This is a genomic window from Microcoleus sp. BROC3 (assembly GCF_036702515.1).
Classification (GTDB): Bacteria; Cyanobacteriota; Cyanobacteriia; order Cyanobacteriales; family Microcoleaceae; genus Microcoleus.
The window spans coordinates 26,909-49,269 of sequence record NZ_JAUBTQ010000035.1; the positions used below are offsets into that span (position 1 = coordinate 26,909).

22 protein-coding genes are annotated in these 22,361 nt (G+C 44.3%); 14 read left to right on the forward strand and 8 right to left on the reverse strand.

The annotated features are described in order from the left end of the window. Positions 1-179 precede the first annotated feature (179 nt). The 3 genes from QUB30_RS21535 (at position 180) to QUB30_RS21545 (ending at position 2,254) form a co-directional block, all read left to right on the forward strand. Positions 180-626, forward strand: a complete 447-nt coding sequence (locus QUB30_RS21535; RefSeq protein WP_333337347.1) for a tellurite resistance TerB family protein — start codon at positions 180-182, stop codon at positions 624-626. A 107-nt stretch (positions 627-733) separates the two neighbouring features. After that, positions 734-1,192, forward strand: a complete 459-nt coding sequence (locus QUB30_RS21540; RefSeq protein ID WP_445300527.1) for an acyl-CoA thioesterase — start codon at positions 734-736, stop codon at positions 1,190-1,192. 90 nt (positions 1,193-1,282) lie between these two features. Next, entirely contained in the window at positions 1,283-2,254 is a 972-nt protein-coding gene (locus tag QUB30_RS21545; RefSeq protein WP_333337280.1) for a putative 2-dehydropantoate 2-reductase, read from the forward strand. A 97-nt stretch (positions 2,255-2,351) separates the two neighbouring features. Here the strand turns inward: QUB30_RS21545 and QUB30_RS21550 are convergent, their stop codons facing one another. The 4 genes from QUB30_RS21550 to menA form a co-directional block, all read right to left on the reverse strand. Beyond that, complete coding sequence (locus QUB30_RS21550; protein WP_333337281.1) at positions 2,352-3,911, reverse strand: 2-succinylbenzoate--CoA ligase; 1,560 nt, start codon at positions 3,909-3,911, stop codon at positions 2,352-2,354. A 69-nt stretch (positions 3,912-3,980) separates the two neighbouring features. Beyond that, positions 3,981-5,096, reverse strand: coding sequence for an o-succinylbenzoate synthase (locus tag QUB30_RS21555; RefSeq protein ID WP_333337284.1), 1,116 nt, complete (start codon positions 5,094-5,096; stop codon positions 3,981-3,983). Between the two features lie 11 nt (positions 5,097-5,107). Then, entirely contained in the window at positions 5,108-5,908 is an 801-nt protein-coding gene (menH, locus tag QUB30_RS21560) for a 2-succinyl-6-hydroxy-2,4-cyclohexadiene-1-carboxylate synthase (protein WP_333337286.1), read from the reverse strand. A gap of 142 nt (positions 5,909-6,050) precedes the next feature. After that, positions 6,051-6,947 carry a 2-carboxy-1,4-naphthoquinone phytyltransferase gene (gene menA, locus QUB30_RS21565; protein WP_333337288.1) on the reverse strand — a complete coding sequence of 299 codons (897 nt, stop codon included), beginning with the start codon at positions 6,945-6,947 and terminating at the stop codon, positions 6,051-6,053. A 382-nt stretch (positions 6,948-7,329) separates the two neighbouring features. Here menA and QUB30_RS21570 point away from each other — a divergent pair, with 382 nt between their 5' ends. Continuing rightward, entirely contained in the window at positions 7,330-8,763 is a 1,434-nt protein-coding gene (locus QUB30_RS21570; RefSeq protein WP_333337290.1) for an isochorismate synthase, read from the forward strand. A gap of 55 nt (positions 8,764-8,818) precedes the next feature. Here QUB30_RS21570 and QUB30_RS21575 read toward each other — a convergent pair whose 3' ends face one another. After that, positions 8,819-9,118, reverse strand: coding sequence for an antibiotic biosynthesis monooxygenase family protein (locus QUB30_RS21575; RefSeq protein ID WP_332980051.1), 300 nt, complete (start codon positions 9,116-9,118; stop codon positions 8,819-8,821). A gap of 73 nt (positions 9,119-9,191) precedes the next feature. Between QUB30_RS21575 and menD the strand changes: the two genes are divergently transcribed. Continuing rightward, positions 9,192-11,108, forward strand: coding sequence for a 2-succinyl-5-enolpyruvyl-6-hydroxy-3-cyclohexene-1-carboxylic-acid synthase (gene menD, locus QUB30_RS21580; RefSeq protein WP_333337292.1), 1,917 nt, complete (start codon positions 9,192-9,194; stop codon positions 11,106-11,108). 44 nt (positions 11,109-11,152) lie between these two features. On the opposite strand, the gene grxC is transcribed toward menD, so the two are convergent. After that, positions 11,153-11,467 (reverse strand): glutaredoxin 3, encoded by a 315-nt coding sequence (gene grxC, locus QUB30_RS21585; protein WP_333337350.1) that lies wholly within the window; start codon positions 11,465-11,467, stop codon positions 11,153-11,155. A gap of 264 nt (positions 11,468-11,731) precedes the next feature. On the opposite strand from grxC, the gene QUB30_RS21590 reads away from it, so the two are divergent. Further along, the gene (locus QUB30_RS21590) at positions 11,732-11,947 is read left to right on the forward strand and encodes a hypothetical protein (protein WP_190731630.1); all 216 of its coding nucleotides are present in this window, start codon (positions 11,732-11,734) and stop codon (positions 11,945-11,947) included. A gap of 174 nt (positions 11,948-12,121) precedes the next feature. On the opposite strand, the gene QUB30_RS21595 is transcribed toward QUB30_RS21590, so the two are convergent. After that, on the reverse strand, positions 12,122-12,973 hold the full coding sequence (locus QUB30_RS21595; RefSeq protein WP_333337294.1) for a WYL domain-containing protein: 852 nt from the start codon (positions 12,971-12,973) through the stop codon (positions 12,122-12,124). Between the two features lie 293 nt (positions 12,974-13,266). On the opposite strand from QUB30_RS21595, the gene QUB30_RS33935 reads away from it, so the two are divergent. From QUB30_RS33935 to cas7d, 6 genes are all read left to right on the forward strand, one after another. Beyond that, positions 13,267-13,371 (forward strand): hypothetical protein, encoded by a 105-nt coding sequence (locus QUB30_RS33935; RefSeq protein ID WP_445300528.1) that lies wholly within the window; start codon positions 13,267-13,269, stop codon positions 13,369-13,371. Between the two features lie 315 nt (positions 13,372-13,686). Then, on the forward strand, positions 13,687-14,199 hold the full coding sequence (locus QUB30_RS21605) for a hypothetical protein (protein WP_333080730.1): 513 nt from the start codon (positions 13,687-13,689) through the stop codon (positions 14,197-14,199). Continuing rightward, on the forward strand, positions 14,192-14,452 hold the full coding sequence (locus QUB30_RS21610; protein WP_333080731.1) for a DUF433 domain-containing protein: 261 nt from the start codon (positions 14,192-14,194) through the stop codon (positions 14,450-14,452). Before QUB30_RS21605 ends, QUB30_RS21610 begins: the two co-directional genes overlap by 8 nt. Then, complete coding sequence (locus tag QUB30_RS21615) at positions 14,449-14,829, forward strand: DUF5615 family PIN-like protein (RefSeq protein WP_333337297.1); 381 nt, start codon at positions 14,449-14,451, stop codon at positions 14,827-14,829. The genes QUB30_RS21610 and QUB30_RS21615 overlap by 4 nt, the downstream gene beginning before the upstream one ends. Positions 14,830-14,916: 87 nt before the next feature. Beyond that, positions 14,917-17,649 (forward strand): CRISPR-associated protein Csc3, encoded by a 2,733-nt coding sequence (locus QUB30_RS21620; protein WP_333337299.1) that lies wholly within the window; start codon positions 14,917-14,919, stop codon positions 17,647-17,649. An 11-nt stretch (positions 17,650-17,660) separates the two neighbouring features. Beyond that, positions 17,661-18,674: a type I-D CRISPR-associated protein Cas7/Csc2 gene (gene cas7d / locus QUB30_RS21625; RefSeq protein ID WP_333337301.1), complete on the forward strand. Its 1,014-nt coding sequence runs from the start codon at positions 17,661-17,663 to the stop codon at positions 18,672-18,674. A gap of 40 nt (positions 18,675-18,714) precedes the next feature. Here cas7d and QUB30_RS21630 read toward each other — a convergent pair whose 3' ends face one another. Next, complete coding sequence (locus QUB30_RS21630; RefSeq protein ID WP_333337304.1) at positions 18,715-19,290, reverse strand: Uma2 family endonuclease; 576 nt, start codon at positions 19,288-19,290, stop codon at positions 18,715-18,717. A 52-nt stretch (positions 19,291-19,342) separates the two neighbouring features. Here QUB30_RS21630 and cas5d point away from each other — a divergent pair, with 52 nt between their 5' ends. Further along, entirely contained in the window at positions 19,343-20,092 is a 750-nt protein-coding gene (gene cas5d, locus QUB30_RS21635) for a type I-D CRISPR-associated protein Cas5/Csc1 (RefSeq protein WP_333337306.1), read from the forward strand. Then, positions 20,085-22,361: a type I-D CRISPR-associated helicase Cas3' gene (cas3, locus tag QUB30_RS21640; RefSeq protein WP_333337308.1), complete on the forward strand. Its 2,277-nt coding sequence runs from the start codon at positions 20,085-20,087 to the stop codon at positions 22,359-22,361. The genes cas5d and cas3 overlap by 8 nt, the downstream gene beginning before the upstream one ends.

Sequence of the window (22,361 nt, forward strand, 5' to 3'; positions counted from 1 at the left end):
GAATCAACCAGCCATTCCAGCGCCGACGGCGAAATAAAAATTCTTAATTTTTTCATAATTTTATTGATAACAAATAACTAACAAAATTTGATATAATTGTCGAAATCCCCAAACAAACCTCCCGAGCCAGAGCCGATCCTGACTCCATGAATCCACTACTAAATAATGAGGAAAATATCATGGGTTTATTTGATAGAGTATCCCAGACTCGCCAAGAAACGGAAGTAACGTTAGGGCCTGCCGAAGCATTTGCGGCGATCGCGCTAATTGCCGTAGCAGCCGACGGTTACATCAATGACAGCGAAAGCAAAGCGATTAGCATGACGCTATCTCGGATGCAACTGTTCCGCAGCTATCCCGATGACGTGATGAGAAAAATGCTCGATCGCCTGCTGATGATTCTGCAACGGCAAGGAGTTGAGGTACTGTTTAATGCTGCTTTGGCAACGCTTCCCGACGAACTTAAAGAAACAGTTTTTGCTGTCACAACTGATATCGCTTTAGCAGATGGCGAGGTTTCCGAAGAAGAAGAACAACTTTTGAACGATCTTTACAGTGCATTGGGGCTTTCCGAAGATATTGCCCTCAAGATTATAGACGTGATGTTGATTAAGAACAAAGGTTAAGAAAGAAGGGGGAGGAGTGAGGAGGGCGAGTTTTACAAGAGAAAAAATTAGTGCCTACTTACTTAGCTCATAACTTCTCCAAAGGTGCGGGTTTACCGATATGATGGTTGGTAAAATTTCGATCCAAATTGCGATCGCCGTTACTACCTCAAATGCCTTTCACTTACACCCGCACTGTTCGCTTTCAAGATACCGATGCTGCTGGAGTCGTTTACTTTGCTAACGTTTTGGCGATGTGCCACGAAGCTTACGAGGCATCTCTAGCAGCATCTGGAATCAATCTCAAAGCATTTTTCAGCAATCCCGAGGTTGCCTTTCCCATAATTCATGCTAGTGTAGATTTTTATCGCCCAATGTTTGCGGGCGATCGGCTGACGATTCAATTGACGCCCAAACAAGTTGCTGGCGATGAATTTGAAATTGCCTATCAAGTATTTTCTGAGGAAGTTGCAGGAAGAAGCGCGGCGAAAGGTCTTACTAAGCACGTCTGCATCAATGCAGTTAGCCGAACTAGAAAACAGCTATCTGAAGAATTGATGCAGTGGATGAAGAAATTTGATATCTGAGATTTCCGATTAGTTCTATCTTTAAATAATAGCAGGGAATGACAGTAAAATTTCAGTTTAGTCGATCATTATTTCTGAGTTTTTGATATTATGCCAAATCGCAATTATGCCATTGTCGGCACGGGAGCTTTAGGGGGATTCTATGGTGCTAGACTGCAACAAGCAGGTTTAGAAGTCAATTTTTTGCTACGCAGCGACTACGATCGGGTCAAAAAACACGGTTTGATTGTCGAGTCTCCTGAAGGCGACTTCATCCTCCCCCACGTCCGCGCCTACCACGACGCGCACAAAATGCCTCAGTGCGACGTAGTAATTGTAGCGCTGAAAACAACTCAAAATCACTTGTTGCCCAAAATTTTGCCTCCTTTATTAAAGGATAACGGCGCGGTTTTAGTATTGCAAAACGGATTGAATACGGAACCAGAAGTAGCTAAAATTGTCGGTGCAGAACGAGTGGTTGGCGGGCTGTGTTTTCTCTGTTCTTATAAAGTTGGGCCAGGTCACATCTGCCACCTAGATTACGGCACTATCACGCTGGGAGAATATGCTCAAGAATACAAACCAATCGGTATTACTAATAGAATGCACCAAATTGCTGGGGATTTTAAACGTGCTAATATTCCTATTAAAATGAGCGAAGATTTGCTATTATCAAGGTGGAAAAAGCTGGTTTGGAATATTCCTTATAACGGGCTGTCTGTAGTGTTGGATGCGAGAACTGATGAACTGATGGCTAATCCCGATACTCTGATTTTAGTCAAGGAAATGATGGGGGAAGTGGTAGCGGGAGCCAAAAGTTGCGATCGCATTATTCCCGATGACTTTATCCCACAGATGCTCGAACATACTCAGAAAATGAAGCCTTACCGCACCAGCATGAAAATCGATTATGATGAATCGCGGCCCCTGGAAGTTGAGGCGATTTTTGGTAATCCGATACGAATGGCGAAGCAAGCAGGTATTAAGTTGCCGCAAATAGAGGTACTTTACCGAATGTTGAAGTTTGTGGACGTTCAAAAGCAAGAAGCAGAGAGGACGAGAAAGCTGTTAGGTTTGGCGTAATTAGTCAGTTGGCTGTTGACTGTTGACTGTTGACTGTTGTCAGGAGTCGGAAATAAGCATGAGAAATTCTGCCTTCTGCATTGATTGCGCCTAATAATTATTGATATTTGATCGCAATTTCTTGCAATTGTTCTCGATTGACTTTGCCTTGAGAATTGCGCGGCAATTCTTCGACGATTACCCAAAATTTCGGCCTCTTAAACTTGCTCAACTTATCTTCTATTGCCGCTTGCAGATTTTTGACAGTGACTTCGGAATTAGCGGGAACATAGATAGCCGTAACGACTTGACCCCAATCTTTGTCTGGCAAGCCAATTACAGCAACATCCGCAACTAAATTAGTCGATCGCACAACGGCTTCAACTTCCGCCGGAAATACATTTTCTCCGCCTGTGATAATTTTGTCGCTGCTGCGTCCGACGATATTTAAGTAGTTATTTTTATCAAAAAATCCCAAATCGTCTAATTGGAAATATTCGCTATTGCCAAAATTTTTAGGATAATAACCCAACGCCAAAGATTTAGCATTTACCGTAATATTTCCGATTTGATTATCGCACAAAATATCGCCCTTTACACTGCGAATAGTTATTTTAGCGTGAGGTAAAATTTTACCTGAACTGTTATTGCCAGCGAGAAAATCTTGGGGTTTTAGTGTAGCAATTTGCGAGGCAGTTTCGGTCATACCGTAACTTGGCGCTAATTTGATTTGATAGTTTCTAGCTGTTTCTAAAAGTTCCGGCCAAGCGGGAGCACCACCCAAAAGTACGGCCCGAAACCGTCCCAGCCAATTAGCTGTATCTGGGTTTGGCAGCAGCCGTTGCAGTTGAGTTGGAACTAAAGAAATGAAAAATTCTTCGGGTTCGATATCGCTTTTGTTACCATTTTCTAATTTTTTAAATGGCTGAATAGCGAGTTTTCCTCCGGTAGTAAAGGAACGCATGAATTGCATTAAACCGCTGACGTGGTATAATGGCAAAACGCAGAAAGAGTTGATTTTTTCAACTTGAAAATATTGTTGAAAACCTTGCACTGATGCCGTTAGTGTTTCCCAAGTGTGCATGGCAAAACGGATTTTTCCTGAAGAACCACCGGTGGGAATCATGATTGATGGTAATGGGTAATTGGTAATTGGTAATTGGTGAGGGTTTTTATTTGGGTCCGTTGGAGATGCGCTTAATCTGAAATCTTGCACCATTCTCAAGAACAGGCAAGATGCCTGTTCCACAAGGAGTGAATTTGATTGTGGGGAGTAGGGGTTGGGCATCTTGCCCGACCCTAAAAGACTTATTGAGAATGGTGCAAGATGTGAGATTAATTGCATTTTCTTGAGATTTTCCAGTGCATTTTGCCCGAAAATTATGTCGGGTTGGACTAAATCAAAAACTTGTTGCCATTCTGATTTTACCCAGTTGGGATTGCAGAGAAAAATCTGGCATTTTGCGGCACAAGCGCTGATGAAACTAGCAAGAAATTGTACGGGTTCTGCTTCTGCTAGAAAAATTGTCTGCGGTGTTTGCTGTGGTTGATTTTGGGTGAATTGTTGAAATAGCCGATCGACAATTCGGGCAAATTCGCGACTATCACAACCGATAAGCCAATTATCCGACAAGCGATCCGCGATATCCAGGATATTTACTGTTAGATTTGTTGCCATAGATGCTTTCACCAAGTTTCTCGATTAAAAACAATTACCTAACCCCCTTGATTTAGTTGTGGGAGTAATCTAAAATCTAAAATCTAAAATCGAATCATTGTCGTCGAACCAGCAATCGGTGCCGAAGCCTAATGCTCTCTTATTTAAAGACAATTGTGTTGCTAAATTTAATGCTGCTTGTCTGCCGATTTTGGTTTCAAATACTGATGAGAAAACAGCGTCTATATTGTGAGTTTGACAAAATTTTTGCAGTTGAGATGGGGAACCAGCAATCGCAGGTTTAATGACGAAAATTCCCCGCCAGCCTTGGCTGTAGGACTCTTGAATGCGATCGAGGTTGGCTGCAGATTCATCAAGGGCGATCGTAGTTGCATAAATAGCATTCAATTCTACCATTTCCTGAAACTGTGTTACGGGCAGTGGCTGTTCCAAAAATTCAATGTCTGCAGAAAAATCGGGAGTTGCTTTTAACTTGTCGCAAGCTTCCAGCCATGTTTTAGCCTGCGAGTAACTGAGTCCCCCGTTGGCATCTAAGCGCAAAAATGCTTTTTCGCGATCGCACAAATTGTGCATTGCTTGGATTAGCTGCTGAAAAATCTTTAATTCTTGTTCAATTGCAGCCACACCAATTTTCCATTTAAACGTCCGATATCCCTCTAACCAAAGCACTTGCAAAGCCTGCAAAGCTGTTTCACCTGCTGGCAATAAACCGCTGAACCGATTTTTTTCTTCCTCATTCCCAACCTCTCTCCATTGGTGACTGCTTAAGACTGAACCAGCAATCAATCTCGATTTTAGGCGAAGTCTAGATACCCCTAAATCCCCCTTAATAAGGGGGACTTTGAGAATATTTCTTGTCCCCCCCTTATTAAGGGGGGTTAGGGGGGATCTAGAGTTTGATAGTGCTGACTCAAAGCCAAATTGACAAGCCGGCAATTCAGCGGAAATAGCAAAAATCATCTCTGATGAAATATTACCTGGCAACTGGTGACAAAAATCTAAAGCTTGCTCAAAACTTTCCGAACCAAACCAACTCAAAGGAGCAATTTCTCCCCAACCAATTTGACCATTCTCGTCAGTAAGTTGCAGGATAATTCCTTCGCGAAGATCCCAAATGCCGTGGCTTGTTTGCAGTGGGCGATTAAATTTTCGCTGATAAGTGCGAAACTCGAATTGATAAAGCATTTATTTTTTAGCTAATCATAAAATTTTCTCACAACTGATCCAAACTGATCGATTTTTTCAAAATGGATATTATGACCTGCTTTTGGTATAATTTCCAGAGTCGCGGCCGGACACAAGCTGGCCATTTCGGTATTTATAGTTGTAAATTTATCATCATATTCTCCCGCTAGCAAGAGGATGGGGATTTGATTTTGTGCCAGTTTTTCCCAGAGAGAGGGCTGGTTGCCGGTTCCCATATTGCGGAGTGATTTGGCTAACTCTAAAGGATTGTTTGCTAAGCGGGTTTCTATGAGTTTGTCGAAGTTGGGAGAGTTTTTTAAAGATTTGAATAAAGGGCGATCGTACCAGTAGAATAAAAAATCTTTAATGTTGCTGTTTTCCAGCTTTTGTGCTAGCTGTAAATCTGCTTCCAGGCGGTGCGATCGCTCTTTTTCTGTCTTCAATCCCGGCGAAGCTGACTCTAATACTACTTTCTCGAATCTTTCAGGAAAATGTAATGTCATGTAAAGTGCCAATCGCCCGCCCATTGAATACCCCAATAACAAACATTTGTCTATTTGTAAATCATCTAATAACTCGATTAATGCTTGGGCAGTATTTGACATATTGTAGCAACTTTTGTCGCCGTTGACTTGGGTTTTTCCGTGGCCGGGAAGGTCAACTGCTAAGCAGCAATAACTGTTAGAAAGTAAGGGAATCACCCTGCTAAAGTCTTGACTGCTGCCCGTGAATCCATGCAAAAATAAAAGTGTCGGCTGATTCTTGTTGCCAGTTAAGGAATAGTGAAAGTTATAATTATTAAATTTGTCCATATACAATTATACGATTCAATGTGAGGTACGGATTGCTGAATTAAAGAAGATTTTGAGAAGTCGCCCAACTCTGCCAACTCCACCAACTCCCTCAACTTAGCAAACCATACCTCCAATTTACCGGAATTTTCGATCGCCCGATCTACAAAACAAACCCCAACGCCAGCAGCAATCCGCTCGAAAAATGCAGCGTAACTGCGATAAATTTAGAGTTGCTGACCTTTGCCGGTTGGTCGTGATAGTCTGTGACATGGCGGCAAAGGTCGATCGCAAATGGCAAACTCCCAAAAATCAACAGCGTCCAAATTGGGAACATTCCCAAAGCCACAAATACCACAGTCAAAACATAAATGCTGCCGCACAACCACTGCAACAACTGGGCACCTTTTTTCGTACCGAGTCGAACAATTGGGGATTTTTTACCCGCCGCCAAATCGTCCTCAACTTGGTGAAAGTGAGAACAAAATAAGATGATACTCGTAGTAATTCCCACGATTGCCGACGCTGCAAAATTAGTGGCAGACCAAGTTTGAGTTTGACTGTAATAAGCAGCGGCGAAGGCTAGCGGCCCGAAGGTGAAAAAGCAAATAATTTCTCCCAAACCTTGATAGCCAAGACGAAACGGAGGCCCTTGATAAGTGTAGCCGAGAGCACAGCACAAAACTACTAGCAAAATTACTGTTGGGTCTTTTTGCCACCAGCTTATGGCGCAGATTCCCAACACTCCGACTGCTAAAAACAGGTTAGCCAGCCAGAAAATTAAAGCTTTATTTCCGGTTAAATTCACTAGGGAATGCGCTTTGTTTTTATCGATGCCTGTTTCCGAGTCAAATACATCATTGCTGAGATTCAGCCATGCTATAATCAAAATGGCTGAAATTAAAAATGTCGAAAAAATTGACCAATTAATCGTTTGAGTTTCGGCAAAAGCAATTGCAGTTCCTACTGAAATAGGAATCACCGCAACGCTGTACATGGGCGGCTTGATTGCCGCCAGCCACAATTTACTATTTGAACGTTCAATTAACTTTGTTGTCATCACACAAACTTGATTCAATTGATAGCAGCGTAGTAATTTTACAATTTTATTGGTGAACAAAGTCTACTCTCGATCGGGTTGAGTGCGCGGGGGGCATCCACACAGAGGCTGTGGCGGTACTCAAACAGCGCAAGTAGCCCGTCTGTAAACCTCTGCAGGGGTCGATCGACTTTTGCGAATTTTAGCCGATCGATCTTAAAGTTTTGTGTCTAAATGTTTCGCTCGATCGCCCGACGGGGGTTTTTTTCCCCAACAGAGCCCAAACAGGGAGGGAAACTCAAAAGGTCGTGTTTTGCGATCGCCCTCCCGTGCTTAGATCGAAATAGGGGTTTTAGCCGGACAAACCCACACTCTATCTGACAAATCTGCTATTCTCGCTTTCATGACAGTAATACCGCACCGCGCTAATCTCTTGCAAGACCGCAATCAACTGCATCAGTTTCTGTTAAATTGCCAGCAGTCTTTAACCGAAAAAGATCGCACAAAAATAGTTAGTATTTCTCAGGAAATTTATCCCCTCGATCCGCTAGCTGTACTGCAAGAGATTTCCGAACCTTGTCAGCGGCACTTTTACTTTGAAAAAAGAGACCCCATTGCCGGCAAAAGTTTTGCAATTGCCGCCCTTGATTCGGCAATCCATCTCACCGTAGCAGGAACCGATCGATTTGTGGCAGCTCAAAACTTTATTCGTTCAACACTTGCCAATACAATTACCATTGGTGCGGAACGCTTGCCATTTAGCGGGCCTCACTTTTTTTGTAGCTTTGCTTTTTTTGATGAGAACATTGCCGCTAATTCTTACTTTCCGCCCGCCACCATATTTTTACCAAAATGGCAAATTACCAGACAGAAAGATAGCTGCATTCTCGTCGCAAATGCCATCATAGAAAAAGATAGAAACGTTAAAAATATTGCTGAGAATATTTGGCAAACCTTTGATAAAATTGAATCTCGCAAATACCATAAACTAACAACTGCGATCGACAGTTCGATATCTTTGAAACAAATCCCCGTCAATGATGCAACTCAATTTAAAACATCAGTCAAGTCGGCTTTAGAATTGATCGCCTCTAAATATTTTAGTAAAATTGTTTTATCCCAAGCAATCAATGTGATTTCTCAAACCCCTTTCAGTTTAATAGATTCATTAAACAACTTGCGCCTCAGCTATCCAGATTGCTATGTATTTTCAACCAGTAACGGCAAAGGACAAAATTTTATCGGTGCTAGTCCAGAACGCTTAATTAGCATTCACAACAATCAGTTATTAACAGATGCTTTAGCAGGTTCAGCACCGAGAGGAAAAACTGAGGCGGGAGATGCGAAATTAGCCCAAGGATTGCTAGAGAGTGAGAAGGATATTCGCGAACATCAAGTTGTGATTGACTTTATTGTCGATCGCCTGTCTAAACTCGGCATAACCCCCAAATTTTCCCCAGTGCCCAGACTGCTGCAACTATCAAACATTCAGCATTTGTGGACACCTATAACAGCTCAAATTCCCCCTGATATTCATTTATTAAAGATTTTAGCTCAACTGCATCCAACCCCAGCGGTAGCGGGCGTGCCGAGAGATATTGCCCTCGAACAAATTCGCCGCTGCGAAAGCTGCGATCGCTCTTTGTACGCAGCACCCCTCGGCTGGATCGATCGCAGGGGAAACGGCGAATTTGCCGTCGGCATTCGATCGGCTTTAATCGACGGCGATCGGGCTATACTTTATGCTGGTGCTGGTATTGTTGCCGGTTCGGAACCAGAAAAAGAACTAGCAGAAATTCAGCTCAAATTACAACCACTTTTAAATGCTTTAGTCTAATAATTAAGCTAATTTGCAGGATCTAGAGTTGTCAAGTTAATTGATTGAGTCTGTGTTAATGTTTAATTTTCACCTCCTCAAAATGTTCTACGATGGGAAAAGGATCGTAAAAATGGTGAAGCATTCTTTTCCACTCTTGATATTCAGCGGAATTCCTAAATCTAATTGTATGAGCTTCTAAATTTTCCCATCTTACCAATAATAGATATTTTCCTTGAACTTCTGTGCAGCGATGAAGTTCGTGAGATAAATATCCATCTATAGACGATATCAGACTGGAGGCTTCTCTAAAAGCTATCTCAAAATCACCCTCACAGCCAGATTTGACATTAAGCACAACCGCCTCAAGAATCATAAAAATGTATCCTGACAATTATTTGAGTATAATATCCTAGCACAATACAGAGTTGAGCTACTCAGGTTTAGCAATGCCAATAGATTTTCGCAACACAAATACCGTCTGGGCTTCCGTATTAGCAGAAACTTTGCAGCGGTTGGGATTAACTACCGCCGTGATTTGTCCCGGTTCGCGATCGGCACCGCTAACAATAGCCTTTGCTCAAAACAAAAAACTAGAAACTATTCCCATACTCGACGAACGTTCAGCGAGTTTTTTTGCATTAGGAATTGCCAAAAAATCCTATTTGCCAACCGCACTAATTTGCACATCGGGAACCGCCGCAGCAAACTTTTATCCGGCGATAATTGAAGCCAGAGAAAGTCGAATTCCGCTGCTAATATTCACCGCCGATCGACCTCCAGAACTGCGGGACTGTCACGCCGGACAAGCGATCGACCAAGTGAAAATATACGGCAATTATCCCAACTGGCAAGCCGAATTAGCGATACCTTCTGCGTCCAGAGGAATGCTAGACTATCTGCGGCAGACGATCGTGTATGCTTGGGAGCGATCGCAATTTCCAACACCGGGCCCCGTCCACCTCAACATCCCGTTTCGCGACCCGCTTGTACCCGTTCCAGACATAGCCGTAGAAGCTTTAGAAACAGAATTTAATCCCGAAGATTTCTTTGCAGGATTAGAACCCATTTTCGCGGGAGAAAGCTCTACCCCCCCCAGCCCCCCCTTAACAAGGGGGGGAGAAGAAAGTACAGTGCAACAGTGGCAAAAGTGCAGCAAAGGGATTATTATTGCAGGCGTTGCACAGCCTCAATTTGCTGAAAAATACTGTAGTGCGATCGGCCAAATTTCCCAATTATTAAACTGGCCAGTTTTAGCAGAAGGACTATCCCCAGTCAGAAACTACGCCCAACTCAATCCTTATCTAATTTCCACCTACGATTTAATCCTGCGAAACCGCGAACTAGCAGATAAATTAACCCCAGAAATCGCCATTCAAATCGGAGACTTACCCACAAGCAAAGAACTGCGAAACTGGCTAGACAAAACCCAACCAAAACGCTACATAATCGACCCCAGCCACCACAATTTCGATCCCCTACACGGCAAAACAATTCACCTGCGAACCTCCCCAGAAAATATCGCAACTAATCTCGCAACTATATTAACTCAAGTCCCCCCCCTTATTAAGGGGGGGTTAGGGGGGGATCTAGCCACTGCTACCACTAATATCTCCCATCAAATCCCCCCCCTGACCAAGGGCGAGTCAACTCAAGTCCCCCCCCTTAGCAAGGGGGGGTTAGGGGGGGTTCTCACCTCTCCCTCAAACGAATACCTCCAACTTTGGCGTAACACCGAAACCCAAGTCAGACAAACAATAGACCAAAAACTATCCACAATTAACAACATAATCGAGCCCAAAGTTTCCTGGCTGCTTTCCCAAATTTTGCCACCAGGAACATCGATATTTATTGCCAACAGTATGCCCGTGCGAGATGTCGAGTTTTTCTGGAAGCCAAACAACTTAGAAATAAAACCTTTTGTCAATCGCGGCGCTAACGGGATAGACGGCACATTATCAACAGCGTTGGCAGTTGCTCACCGCAATCAAAGCAGCATCATGCTAACAGGCGATTTAACACTTTTGCACGATACAAACGGTTTTTTAATTAAAAATAAATTTGTCGGTCATCTGACAATCATATTAATTAATAACAACGGCGGCGGAATTTTTGAAATGTTGCCGGTTGCCAAATTTGACCCGCCCTTTGAAGAGTTTTTTGCCACGCCGCAGCAGATAAATTTTGCTCAGTTGTGTGCAACTTATGGGGTGGAACACGAGGTAATTGAGGATTGGGAACAGTTCAAACAAAAATTAAGTTTTTTGCCACATAGCGGGATTCGCGTCTTAGAATTGCAAACAGAAAGGCGCGCCGATGCTAAATGGCGGCAAGATAATCTAAGTAAATTTGCCAAAGATTTGTAAATTTGTAGGTTGAGCCGGTGGAAGGAAACCCAACCTACACTAATTTAAACTGCTGGTTGAGCTAGCAGCGGATCTAACTGTCCATCTCCATCGAGTTTGTGAATGTCATCGCAGCCGCCTACGTGTTGGTTATTAATGAAAATTTGGGGCACGCTGCGGCGTCCGTTAGCGCGATCGGCCATTGCATTTCTAGCGGCTTCGTCGCCATCAATTTTGTATTCCGTGAAATTTACGCCTTTCCACCACAGCAAAGTTTTGGCGCGGATGCAGTAGGGACAGGTTTGCCAAGTATAGATTTCCACATTGGCTTTGATGCGATCGGGCTTGCGGCCCAAAATGGGATTGAGAAAATCAAGCATTTTCGGTACAGGGGTAAAAATTAAACTGGTTGGGGGATTAACGATCATTTTAGCGAAATGCCGTCAGCCCCACGTCCTACCCAAAAATCGGCGCGGGATGAAATTGCCTGCAGCCACCTGTGACCCTGTGACCCAAGTCACAACTTTACTCTACTCGGATCACTTGCTTTCACCCTAGAGAATCACATTCGCGGCCTTATTAATATCACCGATCTTTTGAGGAAACCAGAAGATGATAAATATATCGAATTCAACCGCACTGCCATGCACCCCGTACAACTCCTCCCCGGCGCTATCTCTGAAATCCTCGCTTCTGTAACCGATACAGGCGTTTTGACTCTGGCGGATCGCTACGGTTTGATGGCCGCCACCTTCGATGACTCTCTGAATGACGAAGACAGAGGCTGTGTCAACCGCTTGCTGCGGGCGGTGCTCAGAGGCCGAGTGAAAGTAGTCAACGAACTTTCAGCAGCATTCTAATCGGGATTTGAAGTTTTGTTCTGAAGGCAAGGTGAGTCAGCGGTAGATGAAAATAGTGGAAACTCAGGCAGGAGTGGAAACAGCGGTAATTTGAATTCGATTTAAAAGTTTTCTCCTCTAACTCAACAACGGTTTTTTTGTCAAAGCAGCCTTTACCGGCTGCTTTTTTTTGATCTAATCGCGGATTTCGAGGTTGTACTGGCGGCAGAGGTCGATCAGTTCTTGTTGGAAGCGATCGCGCACATTCTGGGGCGAGACAATCACGCAGTCTTTGCCGTACCGAAACACCTCTCGGAACAGCCAGAATCGGCTGGATACCCGCTTCACTACATGGCGCACGTCTCCCACCATTTCATTTTCCACATCTTCATCCGGTTTGAATTCATAGTTCCCAGCCAATCCTCTCAAAAAGTGTAAGTGTAATTCTAGATAGTCTATGGTTTCGCGCCATTTTTCACTTGCAGGTAACAAGTTAACAATTTTGTCTAAGCGCAAACACCGATTGTGAGCTAATTCCGGGATTTCTCTGGAGTCAGCATCGTCGCACCAGATTTCTAGGTACAGGCGCTTGTCGTAGAGGCGAATTTTGGCACTGCGGGCAGTAAATTCGCTCACTTTGTCTTTGCCTGACTGGTAAAACAGCCTGAACGGTTGGCGATCGTCAATCAGTTGATTGAGTCGAAGCCGCCACGCTTCGGCAGTTTGGTTGACTTGTTCGAGCAACTTTTGCCGGAAAGGGGTTTCTAGATTGGCTTTGTCCAAAAGTAATGCCATGACGATCTGGGCGGCTTCGACTTCGCCAGAGTCGTTGAGGAATTTGACGGCTTTGTTCAAGGATTGTACCTGCACTGAATTGAGGGTAAAGGGTTCGCCCACTTCGATTTTTTGTTGGGCGATCGCGACCAATAACCCAGATACACTGGGACTTTTGCCCCACTTGATACCGAGGCGAAGGGCGATCGCCTCTAGCTGCTCTTTGGTTCCGGCAGGAATTGACAGTGTAATTGTCTCTTTTTTGCGGATCATCAATAAAGTATAAGTATATACTTGACAAATTTGGTTTTAGATGCCACTATAATTATAGTGCAAGTACAAACCATAGACCTAACAAAGGTTAACTATGCTCCAAATTTCTCCAAAGCTGACTGAAATTCAGGAAATTGCTTCGCAGCTTCCCGATCGACTTCCTTATCAGTAGTCGAACAACTGGCAAAAGATTTACAGGCTGAGTTTCCAGGTATTAGTGGATTTTCGACCCGTAATATCTGGAATAGCGCAACTTTTACACCACGTACAGTCAAAATGAAAAACTGCAACCAATGGTTGCAGAAATTGGTTGGACGCACAATTTAGTCATTCTGGAGAAGTGTAAAGACGATCTAGAAGGGGAGTTTTATCTCCGCATGGCGCACAAGTTTGGATGAACAAAAAAGGTTTTGCCTATACGCCTTTTCATTGATATCAGCGATATTCAGCGTAGTGGATATGTTGAAAAGATTGAGGAGAAAGGGTTTTGCCCGACATCATAAGGCGACAGCGTTTCAATCCCTGAGAGGTATTTAGGTATTTCTACCAGTGCAGCACTGAACTGCAACCTTTCTCCATAGATATAGGATACACGATTTTGCTCGCCCGTCAAACTCAAGGCTACAGCAAGGCGCGTATCATAAGGCTACAGCAACAACTTGACATTTCACTGGAGAGGATGGCACGATGGGAACAACCTCAACAGACTTCTTATGGATATTCATCTCAACGACAGCGACATCTCTCAGATGCCTGAACTGCTAAGGACTTCGTTTCTCGACTGGCTGCCTCAATACCTGAAGACAAATACGTTACAGCCCGAAGTACCAGTTCGCCAGCAGTCCAGTCAGCCAGAGACATCACCGACTCAGTTAACTCTCGATTTGGCACTTGCCAGTCAGACTTCAGAGGAGAAAGCAGACAACTCCCGTGTCAAACTAACTCAACTATTTGATGCCGGTATCACCAAGCGAGGAATGCCTGTGCGAGTCAAACTGAAGCGGCCTGTGGCAAAAAAGTTAGGTCGTGAGTATATCAATAGCCTGGAAATCTCTATCAGAGGAACCATTGTTTACGACGGAGAAGATTTCGATCAACCGAGTCCATTGGCAGAAAAACTAAATGGCAGTTCAGCTAATGGTTGGGACTACATCGAGGTTAAGAAAAATGACCAGTGGATTTGTTTAAAGGAATTACGTGAAATCTGGAGGAAGACCAATGACTAGAGATAATCTACTGTCCCGAATTTCGATCGATCCAAATATCTGTTTTGGAAAACCTTGTATTCGCGGCCATCGGATTTGGGTTTCCCTAATCCTTGACTACCTAGCTGGAGGAATGGCTGTTGAGGAAATTCTAGAAGCATATCCCAGCATAGAAAGAGAAGATGTATTCGCTTGTATTGCTTATGCTGCTGAAGTAACGCGAGATTATTATGCCGAAATTCCATTAGGAAAAAAGGAGGAAGCAGCAACGTGAAGCTAAAACTAGATGAAAATGTCGATGTTCGCGTTATCACCTTTTTACGTTTGGCAGGGCATGACGTAGAAACAGTCGTAAGTGAAGGTTTGACTTCAGCACCCGATGTGGAACTTATTAATGTTTGCCATCAAGAGGAAAGATGTTTAGTTACTGCCGATCGCGGTTTTGGCAATCGAATGCGGTTTAATCCATCTGAGTATGCGGGAATTGTTGTAATTCGGCTAACGCCTCGTGCCAATTTTACCGAGTGGAGAGAAGCAATAGAAACATTAATTCTCGGATTACAGCAAGCAGAGGTTTTTGGGAAATTGTGGATTATTCGACAGGGTGCAATTCAGGAATATCAACCCATTGAACCAGAGGAAACAGAATAATGCAAAGTATGAAAATTGAAGAATTACTCCAAACAAAAAGAAGAGATTAAACTTTTTCGTATTCAATGAATTTATTAGGGCGAAATTATGTCAATCAAAAATTCGCTTTTTGACGAAGAACCTCAAACTTTAGACCACCGCTACTTTAGGGAAATCCGTCCGAAACTGTACGAACTGCATACCAATCACGCACAGTATGGCACCCGCCAAGGACGCACCCTTGCCGAACACCTCGATTCGGCTTGTCAGTTCGTTTTAACGGTTAGCAAAATTGCCGGAGTTCCCGATGACAAACGCGCTTGTATTCTGGCCGCGACTGCCGTTCACGATTTGAATAAGCTGACAGATAAAAATGATAAACGGAACGTTAAAGCATTAGCACGCGATCGCCCTTTTTTGCTACAACAACTCGATCGCGCCTGCGTTACCCAATTCGCCCAAACCGAGTCCGAACTCGAACTCGTCCGCCGCCTGATAGAACGCCATTCTGGCCACAGCGCCAGCGATGGAATGCGTTTTTTGCCTGAAGACCCCAATATTAAACGTTGGGCCGCGATGTTGATTGGGGGCGACTTATTTGACTTAGGAATTGAGGAAAATAAGCGCATTCGCAAAGTTGAAACCGAGTTAACCGTTGCATTGCAGCGTGACAGTAAGTTGTTTCATGTCACTCTTTCCGAAGACCGAGGTTATTTAACTTCACTGTTGCTGTCAGCTTGTGAAGAGGTTTTGCACGATCGCAATTTGCATACTTTGGCGATCGATCCCAACGGTCAAATTTTTGTCGGAGCAGCCTTTCCCGACGGCGATTTAAGCCCAATCATTGCTCAAAAATGGCAAAAAAAGATCGATCGCGTCTTTAGCAGCAACGTCGAACAACTCGTGAACGCCACCAAAGACGGCATCAAAATCGACCCGCAAGCCATCCAACAAAATCCCGAAGCAACTTTAGACGAAGTAGATAAGTTACTGGTAAAAAAAGCCAGCGGTTACAAAGTCGAAAAAGTCGCCAAGGATATTGACAAATATGGCGGAGATGCTGGAGAAAATGCCGTTACCGCAGCCGCTGCTGTCGGCTTGCATCCAGTTTCCAATGCCGATGAATTTGCCATTTCAGAAGGACTAAAAACCGCTTACCTCAGCTATCGGGCCGCCGAACTCAGCCCCAAGGAGGTTTGGGATCGAATTGCAACGCAAGTCGGATTATCCCCAGAACAGCGGGCAGCATTGGAACCGTTTAACGCGCAGTACGGACGCTGTTTGTTTGCGGCCAAATCCATCGAGGGCGATCGCGAACAGAAGTTAGAAAAGGTATTTGCCACCTTAGAAGACTCATTTCAACTGCGCGCTAAAGCCGAAGAGGTAGACGTATCTGAAGAATTGGTAAATGCCGTTCGACAACTGCTCAACTTTTCCACACCAGCCAATTGGCAAGGCTTTAACGAACTCACAGCCTACATTGAAGCTAACCCGCGCCAGCGCTGTTCCTTGGGGACGACTTCGCTACAAATCGGCGAATTGAGTTCCCCAAAAATGCCACCGGGAACCAAAGTCCAAGCTTTTTCCAATCGCCTTCCCGGCGGCATGATTGCTGAACCCAAACGGCGGGCAGATAACTTATCGGCATTGGGTTATCAGTTGATGGCGGTTGGTGCAAATTTCCCGAACTCTGTCAAACAAGACCCGCTATATCTTCACTTTGCCCTGCCAAAAGGATCGAGTGTTGAACTCAGAACAATTTGGCAAAATTTTCTGAGAAATACCGCAGCCAAGAATGAAGATGGGACAGTAACAGTTGACGAAATTAAACTTTACCGCGAAAACGAGATAGTTTTTCAATCCAATAAGATGGTTGGCTGGGCACTGCCAAAACGTCCTGAATTTATTAACTCAACAGTGACTATTCCCGTGCTGTGGGGAGAAGTTAATAACTCGGTGGCGTTGCTAAAATCGCTCAGATTGGCGTTGGAAATGAGTTTGGAATTTGAGTTTGGTTTTCCCTTTGTTTTGGGTGCCAATCTGGAAGTCGAACCAACTTGGGATTTTTTCGGAAAAGTTGAGGGAATTCCGTCATCTTTGCAGCCACTATTAGGCAGCGGCCAGTATCGGCGAAACGGTCATTTATCCAAGGAAGAACGGCGCACTGCAGTCACGGCAGAGCAAGTTTTAGAACGGCTGCGCTGTATCGGAAAGCTAGCAATTTCGGTGGCAAGTATTCAGAAAAAAGATGACTGTTTGTATGACTTGGCGCGGGCGGCAACTCGTCCCCTGAGTTTCTATTACGTCCTGCTGCGCTGGCTGCTGCGGGAACAAGATGACCCCAATTTGGAGGCAGTTTGGTCTCGGATAAAAGAACCTTTGAATACTTTATTGGAGAGTTTGATGTCAGAAGAACACGAAGTAATTAAACAGTACATGATGGAAGCTGCACAAATTGCCGCCCAGTATAACTTACGGGGAAGTTCGTATAAACGTACTTCCCAAACAGAACCTTTTACCGCTTTCTTACAAGCGGTGAGATCCCGAAAACCTCATATGTCTTGGGATGTTATTTTTGCTGCACTCATCCAAGAGTATCGCATTCGCTTGGCAAGAATTCTAAAACAGTCACAAATCAGTCAAGAGCGGGAGGAGCAAATTAAAAATTACTATCACGTCCTGAGAAAGCTTTTTCAAGAAGTTTATCATGAACGGGCTGACCGCTTATTGATCGATCGCAAAACTCTTGAAGCTGCTTACTTATTCTTTGTTAAAGAAGCACAGAAAGAATCAAAAACTGAATCAAAAACCGAATCTGAATCCACATCTGCAAACAACTAGGAGAATTGAAAATGTCGATCGCAAAATTGCAACCCTTCCTCGCACCTAGCTACGAAAACTTCCCCAAAGGCCGCACCATCGGGATTGTTGTCCTTCGTACCACGCAATCGGAAACCATTTTTCGGACAGAGGGAACGGGCGAACCGATGTGTAATGAATACGTGCAAGCTGGCATTGAAGATACCGAATCAATTCCTCGGTTGGTGATGACAAAACGCAAACAAGTTGCACCGGAACGACGGAAAGGACGAGAGTTTTTGCGATCGCACAATCTTCTCTATACTGCAAAAAACGATGCAATTTGTGCTCTCAATACCAATGCACCTTGTGAAATGTGCGTTGATTGCTTCCTCTACGGCTTCGCAGCGGGTGGAGAAGGGGCGCAAAAAAGCAGGGTGTGGACAGAGGATGCCTTTAGCGTGTTGCATTCGACAGAACTAATTGCCGATCGCACCATCAATGCTATCTTTGAAACCGGAACGATGCGCGATGAAAAAGGTAACGCTTCGACGGCCCTCAATACCAGCGAATACATCAAGCCTGGGGTTCACTTCCTCGATATTGTCACCCTCAAAGATGTCACCGCTGACGAACTGCGCTACACCTTCGGCAACATTTTATTAACAACTCGTTACGGTGCCGTTTCCAGCCGCGTCGGACGCATGGACAATCAAATTCTCGGTGTATTTGGCGGCATTGCCGAACTGCCGAGTTCCCTAGAATTGGTACAAGGAATTTATGACAAGCTGAAAGCCAAAAATACGGCCCTAGAACATCCTTTAAAAACCGCATCTTTAGTAGATGCAACTCAGGAAATAATCGGCACTTGGACAAATAAACGAGGCATTTCGATGCAGCTTTCCCCAGCAGAATGTGACGCGCTGATTGCCGATGTCGATCGCCATTGGTCACTACCGGAACAAGAAACCTTCCTCAAACGCCTCGATGAATCCTATGCACCTTGGCGGAAAGTGAAGAGTGAGGGAGGTGGGAAGAAAGGAAAGGGTAAAAAATCAGAAGAATAGCGATTGTAGGAAGGGCGAAAGGCTTTCGCCTTTCCTGCAATTACGAAACAGGAGAAAACTCTACATCTTCATACAAATCCTCGATCGCACAAGAAAAGTCAATACTAGCTAGATGAATTGTATCTCCTGCTATATGCGGATAGAGAATCCACTGTCCGAACTCGTTGCGGCGAAAAACATCGACTTGGATGCGAGTTTGGCTGATGAGGACATATTCTTGCAGGGTTTCTAAATTGCGGTAATCTGCAAATTTGTCCCCGCGATCGAATGCTTCTGTTGTCTCAGATAAAACTTCCACAATCAAACAGGGATAGCGCAAGAAATTGCTAAACTCTCTGTCCCGACGATCGCAAGTAACCGCAATATCTGGATAGTAATAGGTGTTAATCGTCTCAATCCGAACTTTGGTATCGGAAAGGTAGGGCAAACATCCGCTCCCACGCAAACGATTTCTTAAGAGCGTACCAAGATTTACTGCAATCAAGACGTGAGTATTACTTGCCCCTGCCATTGCGTACACATCGCCCTGCCTGTATTCATGTTTAACCGAATTGGTTTCCTCTAATTGCAGATACTTTTCTGGAGAAAGATAGCCTGAATTTTGACGGGCAACCATATTCTTAATCCATCCTTCTTAATTTATGACTCAAAACCCATCCAACTCCATTTTGACACATTCCACGGCACGCTTAATCGAACTCTGGTGCGCCGAACCTGTGTTTTTTGCATCGCGAGAATTGTCCGATACTTACTATACCGAAGGGGCGATCGGCAATTATGCACTAGCCTATGCTTTAGGCTGGGCGCGATCGCCCTATCGCCTCACCGGACAAGACACCAGCAGACCTCGGTATATAGAAGATTTAACGCCCCTTTCCGGTAATAGCTATATCCTCCCCGCATGGCCTGCTGGCGGTACTTTATCGTTCCGATTTGAGCGGTTTAACGCCCTTTCTGACTCCTATTGGTATGCGATGACAAATAACAGAGTGGCCACAGCGCGCGAAGATTTACCCCTCAGTAGAACGGGGAAAAAACCCAGTACCTATCGCCCTAGCAACTTCCCGCAAACAGGGCGATTGCGAGTTATCGAACGGGGAAATCGGTTTCAAACTTTGGTATTTGGCGATCGCGAATTGCCCGAATATATTCGCGTCGGCAAATTTACCAGCAAAGTCCGCGTTGAAATCGTGAAAAAACTCGATGTTGTGCAACTTCCGAGGGGCGATTATCGCTGCAATACTTATCTCAGCGCCGCCGACTTACCTGCAAATATTGAACTCCTCGCTTTCGACTTAATTTCGATGCCGCCCGCATCGTTATTGAAAAATCTTTCGTTTCGCGGTGAGGCGCTGCAAGCCGGCAATTTCATTCTCCCAGCTAACATTGAATTTTGTGGTGGAAATAACAATGGATAATCTGAAAATTAAACTCGAACCAGCAAGCATTTCTGCCTGCCCCCAATTGCCTCAACCATTGGAATTTATGGGACAAGCCTTGCAGCATCAAGTCGATGTTTGGGAAGCTGCCAAAAATAATGATATCATTCTTGACCTCGCACCGACGGGAACGGGAAAAACAAAAGCCGGATTGAGTGTTTTACTGCACAATTCTCAGCGCAATGCTATTTATATTGCGCCAACAAATGCCTTAATTGACCAACAAACTGAAGCCGCCGAAAAATTTGTTCGGGATGCTGGTTTACCTCATATCGTAAAAGCTGCTTCTGCTAGACAAGTCCATTCCTGGCCAGACGATCGCGTTGCGAAACGTTCAGGGGAAAAAATCTATAATGTTTTGCGCGAACCTGCAACTATTTTTCCCGAATGCGGTGGCGGTAGACCAATTTTGCTGGTGACCAACCCGGATATTTTCTACTACGCTGCATTTTTTCAATACGATCCAAAGGATCGCGGAAATATTGCCAGTGAATTTTACAGCAGTTTCTCGACTGTAATTTTTGATGAATTTCACCTATATGATGCCAAACAATTAGTTAGCTTGTTTTTCTATCTCGCTTTATCTAAAGAGTTTGGCTACTTTCAGTACAATCGAAAAATTGTTCTCTTGACGGCAACGCCAGAACCTGCTTGTGAAGAAGCCCTAAATGTCTTAGGAAAAAATGGGGTAAAAATTGCTCGAATTGACGGTAAGAGTCAAATTAGTTATCTACGTCCTTCTCAAACTGAAGTCAATCTAGAAATTCGCAAGCAGGTTGATAAAGAAACTACGATCGCAGAAATTGTCCAAGAAGTTCTGCGGCGACTCAGAGAAAATCCTGACCAAAATGGGGCAGTAATTCTTGATGCCAAAGATACCCTAGGCCGCATTTCTGACCAATTGCGCGATCGGGGATTTGCCGATTTCTGCGGGCGGATTACGGGGGATACACCCAAGGAAGAACGCCCGCTGGCCGCCCAAAAACAAGTGATTCTAGCTACGAGTACCGTCGATGTGGGCTTCAACTTCGATCGGGAGAAAGAAACACCCCGGCAAAATCTCGATTGGTTGATTTTTTCCACGCGCGATCGCTTTTCATTCTGGCAGCGCATCGGGCGTGTCGGAAGGGTTTTAGGGAGAACGCAAACCGAAATTCCTTCTGAGGCGATCGCCTATTTACCCGATCGCGCTTGGGAACAAGGCATCGAACAACTTGACTGTTCCGGTGGACGCAAAACCCTGACGGAAATGTTAGAAAGTCTAGACTGCATGAAGCGTCCCTTTCTCGACATTTACTGGCGTTCCGAAGCTTTTCTAGAAATTGCCAAACCCTTACTGGAACTGGAAACTTTGCTGGAAAATTTGCCCGAAGCAAGTTTAGTTATGCAGCTTTATCAAACCATGCAAATAGTCTTGGGAGGCAAGCGAGATTGGAATTCTTATCGGCGGCGGATGAAGGTATTGCAAGGTGCCGAAAATGTAGCCAAGTCTACTATCAAACAAATTCAAAAAGAGTGGCAATACATTAAAGGTGGTCAAAACTGCGTCATCAGTTTTATGCAAGCAAACTATCCAGAAGATTGGGCAGAAATCGATTCGGGGAGAAAGTCAATCGAATTAGTTGAGGAAAAAATCCGCAAAAACCAAAAAGTCGCCGAAGAGTTGAAAGAATACGCGACAATTCTCAAAACCAGTTATGCGCCACTTTTCAAATTTCGAGAAAGCTTGTTTGAAAATGTCAAAATTTATGACCCCAAAAACTTTTTACTCGATGAAGTCGGCGAAACCAATCTCGATCCGATTCACCTGCTGAGATTTTTTGAATTTGCCTCAGATGAAAATGGGATTGTGCTTACCCATCGCGCCACCGAAACTTACGGACTCAAATTTGCCTTGCAAGTTGCAGATTTAGAAGATTTTGCGAACAACTATCTTTGCAAACTGTATGCTTTTAAAAATTGTACGATCGAACGGACGATCGGCGATAACGTCCGTCCCACAGCGTTAATTTCCCAGCTTACACCGCCCTTAATGCCCGGTGTCATTGTCCGAGAACACCGCAAAAATCGCTGGGCAATTCTCAAACTCAGAAAACAAGGAATCGAATGCTATCCGATTACGGTCAAAGATAGCTTTGCTAACGAACAAGAATATACATTTTTTCCAAGTTTATCGGGAATTTTGGCGATCGCCTCCGCTGGCATTGCCTTAAGATGTCCTGACAATCAAGAATTCTGGGTAGTTTAA

Coding starts and splice junctions, on each gene's coding strand:
- QUB30_RS21535 (WP_333337347.1), top strand. CDS start 180: ATGGGTTTATTTGATAGAGTATCCCAGACTCGCCAAGAAACGGAAGTA.
- QUB30_RS21545 (WP_333337280.1), top strand. CDS start 1,283: ATGCCAAATCGCAATTATGCCATTGTCGGCACGGGAGCTTTAGGGGGA.
- QUB30_RS21550 (WP_333337281.1), bottom strand. CDS start 3,911: ATGGCAACAAATCTAACAGTAAATATCCTGGATATCGCGGATCGCTTG.
- QUB30_RS21555 (WP_333337284.1), bottom strand. CDS start 5,096: ATGCTTTATCAATTCGAGTTTCGCACTTATCAGCGAAAATTTAATCGC.
- menH (WP_333337286.1), bottom strand. CDS start 5,908: ATGGACAAATTTAATAATTATAACTTTCACTATTCCTTAACTGGCAAC.
- menA (WP_333337288.1), bottom strand. CDS start 6,947: ATGACAACAAAGTTAATTGAACGTTCAAATAGTAAATTGTGGCTGGCG.
- QUB30_RS21570 (WP_333337290.1), top strand. CDS start 7,330: ATGACAGTAATACCGCACCGCGCTAATCTCTTGCAAGACCGCAATCAA.
- QUB30_RS21575 (WP_332980051.1), bottom strand. CDS start 9,118: ATGATTCTTGAGGCGGTTGTGCTTAATGTCAAATCTGGCTGTGAGGGT.
- menD (WP_333337292.1), top strand. CDS start 9,192: ATGCCAATAGATTTTCGCAACACAAATACCGTCTGGGCTTCCGTATTA.
- grxC (WP_333337350.1), bottom strand. CDS start 11,467: ATGCTTGATTTTCTCAATCCCATTTTGGGCCGCAAGCCCGATCGCATC.
- QUB30_RS21590 (WP_190731630.1), top strand. CDS start 11,732: ATGCACCCCGTACAACTCCTCCCCGGCGCTATCTCTGAAATCCTCGCT.
- QUB30_RS21595 (WP_333337294.1), bottom strand. CDS start 12,973: ATGATCCGCAAAAAAGAGACAATTACACTGTCAATTCCTGCCGGAACC.
- QUB30_RS33935 (WP_445300528.1), top strand. CDS start 13,267: ATGGTTGCAGAAATTGGTTGGACGCACAATTTAGTCATTCTGGAGAAG.
- QUB30_RS21605 (WP_333080730.1), top strand. CDS start 13,687: ATGGATATTCATCTCAACGACAGCGACATCTCTCAGATGCCTGAACTG.
- QUB30_RS21610 (WP_333080731.1), top strand. CDS start 14,192: ATGACTAGAGATAATCTACTGTCCCGAATTTCGATCGATCCAAATATC.
- QUB30_RS21620 (WP_333337299.1), top strand. CDS start 14,917: ATGTCAATCAAAAATTCGCTTTTTGACGAAGAACCTCAAACTTTAGAC.
- cas7d (WP_333337301.1), top strand. CDS start 17,661: ATGTCGATCGCAAAATTGCAACCCTTCCTCGCACCTAGCTACGAAAAC.
- QUB30_RS21630 (WP_333337304.1), bottom strand. CDS start 19,290: ATGGTTGCCCGTCAAAATTCAGGCTATCTTTCTCCAGAAAAGTATCTG.
- cas3 (WP_333337308.1), top strand. CDS start 20,085: ATGGATAATCTGAAAATTAAACTCGAACCAGCAAGCATTTCTGCCTGC.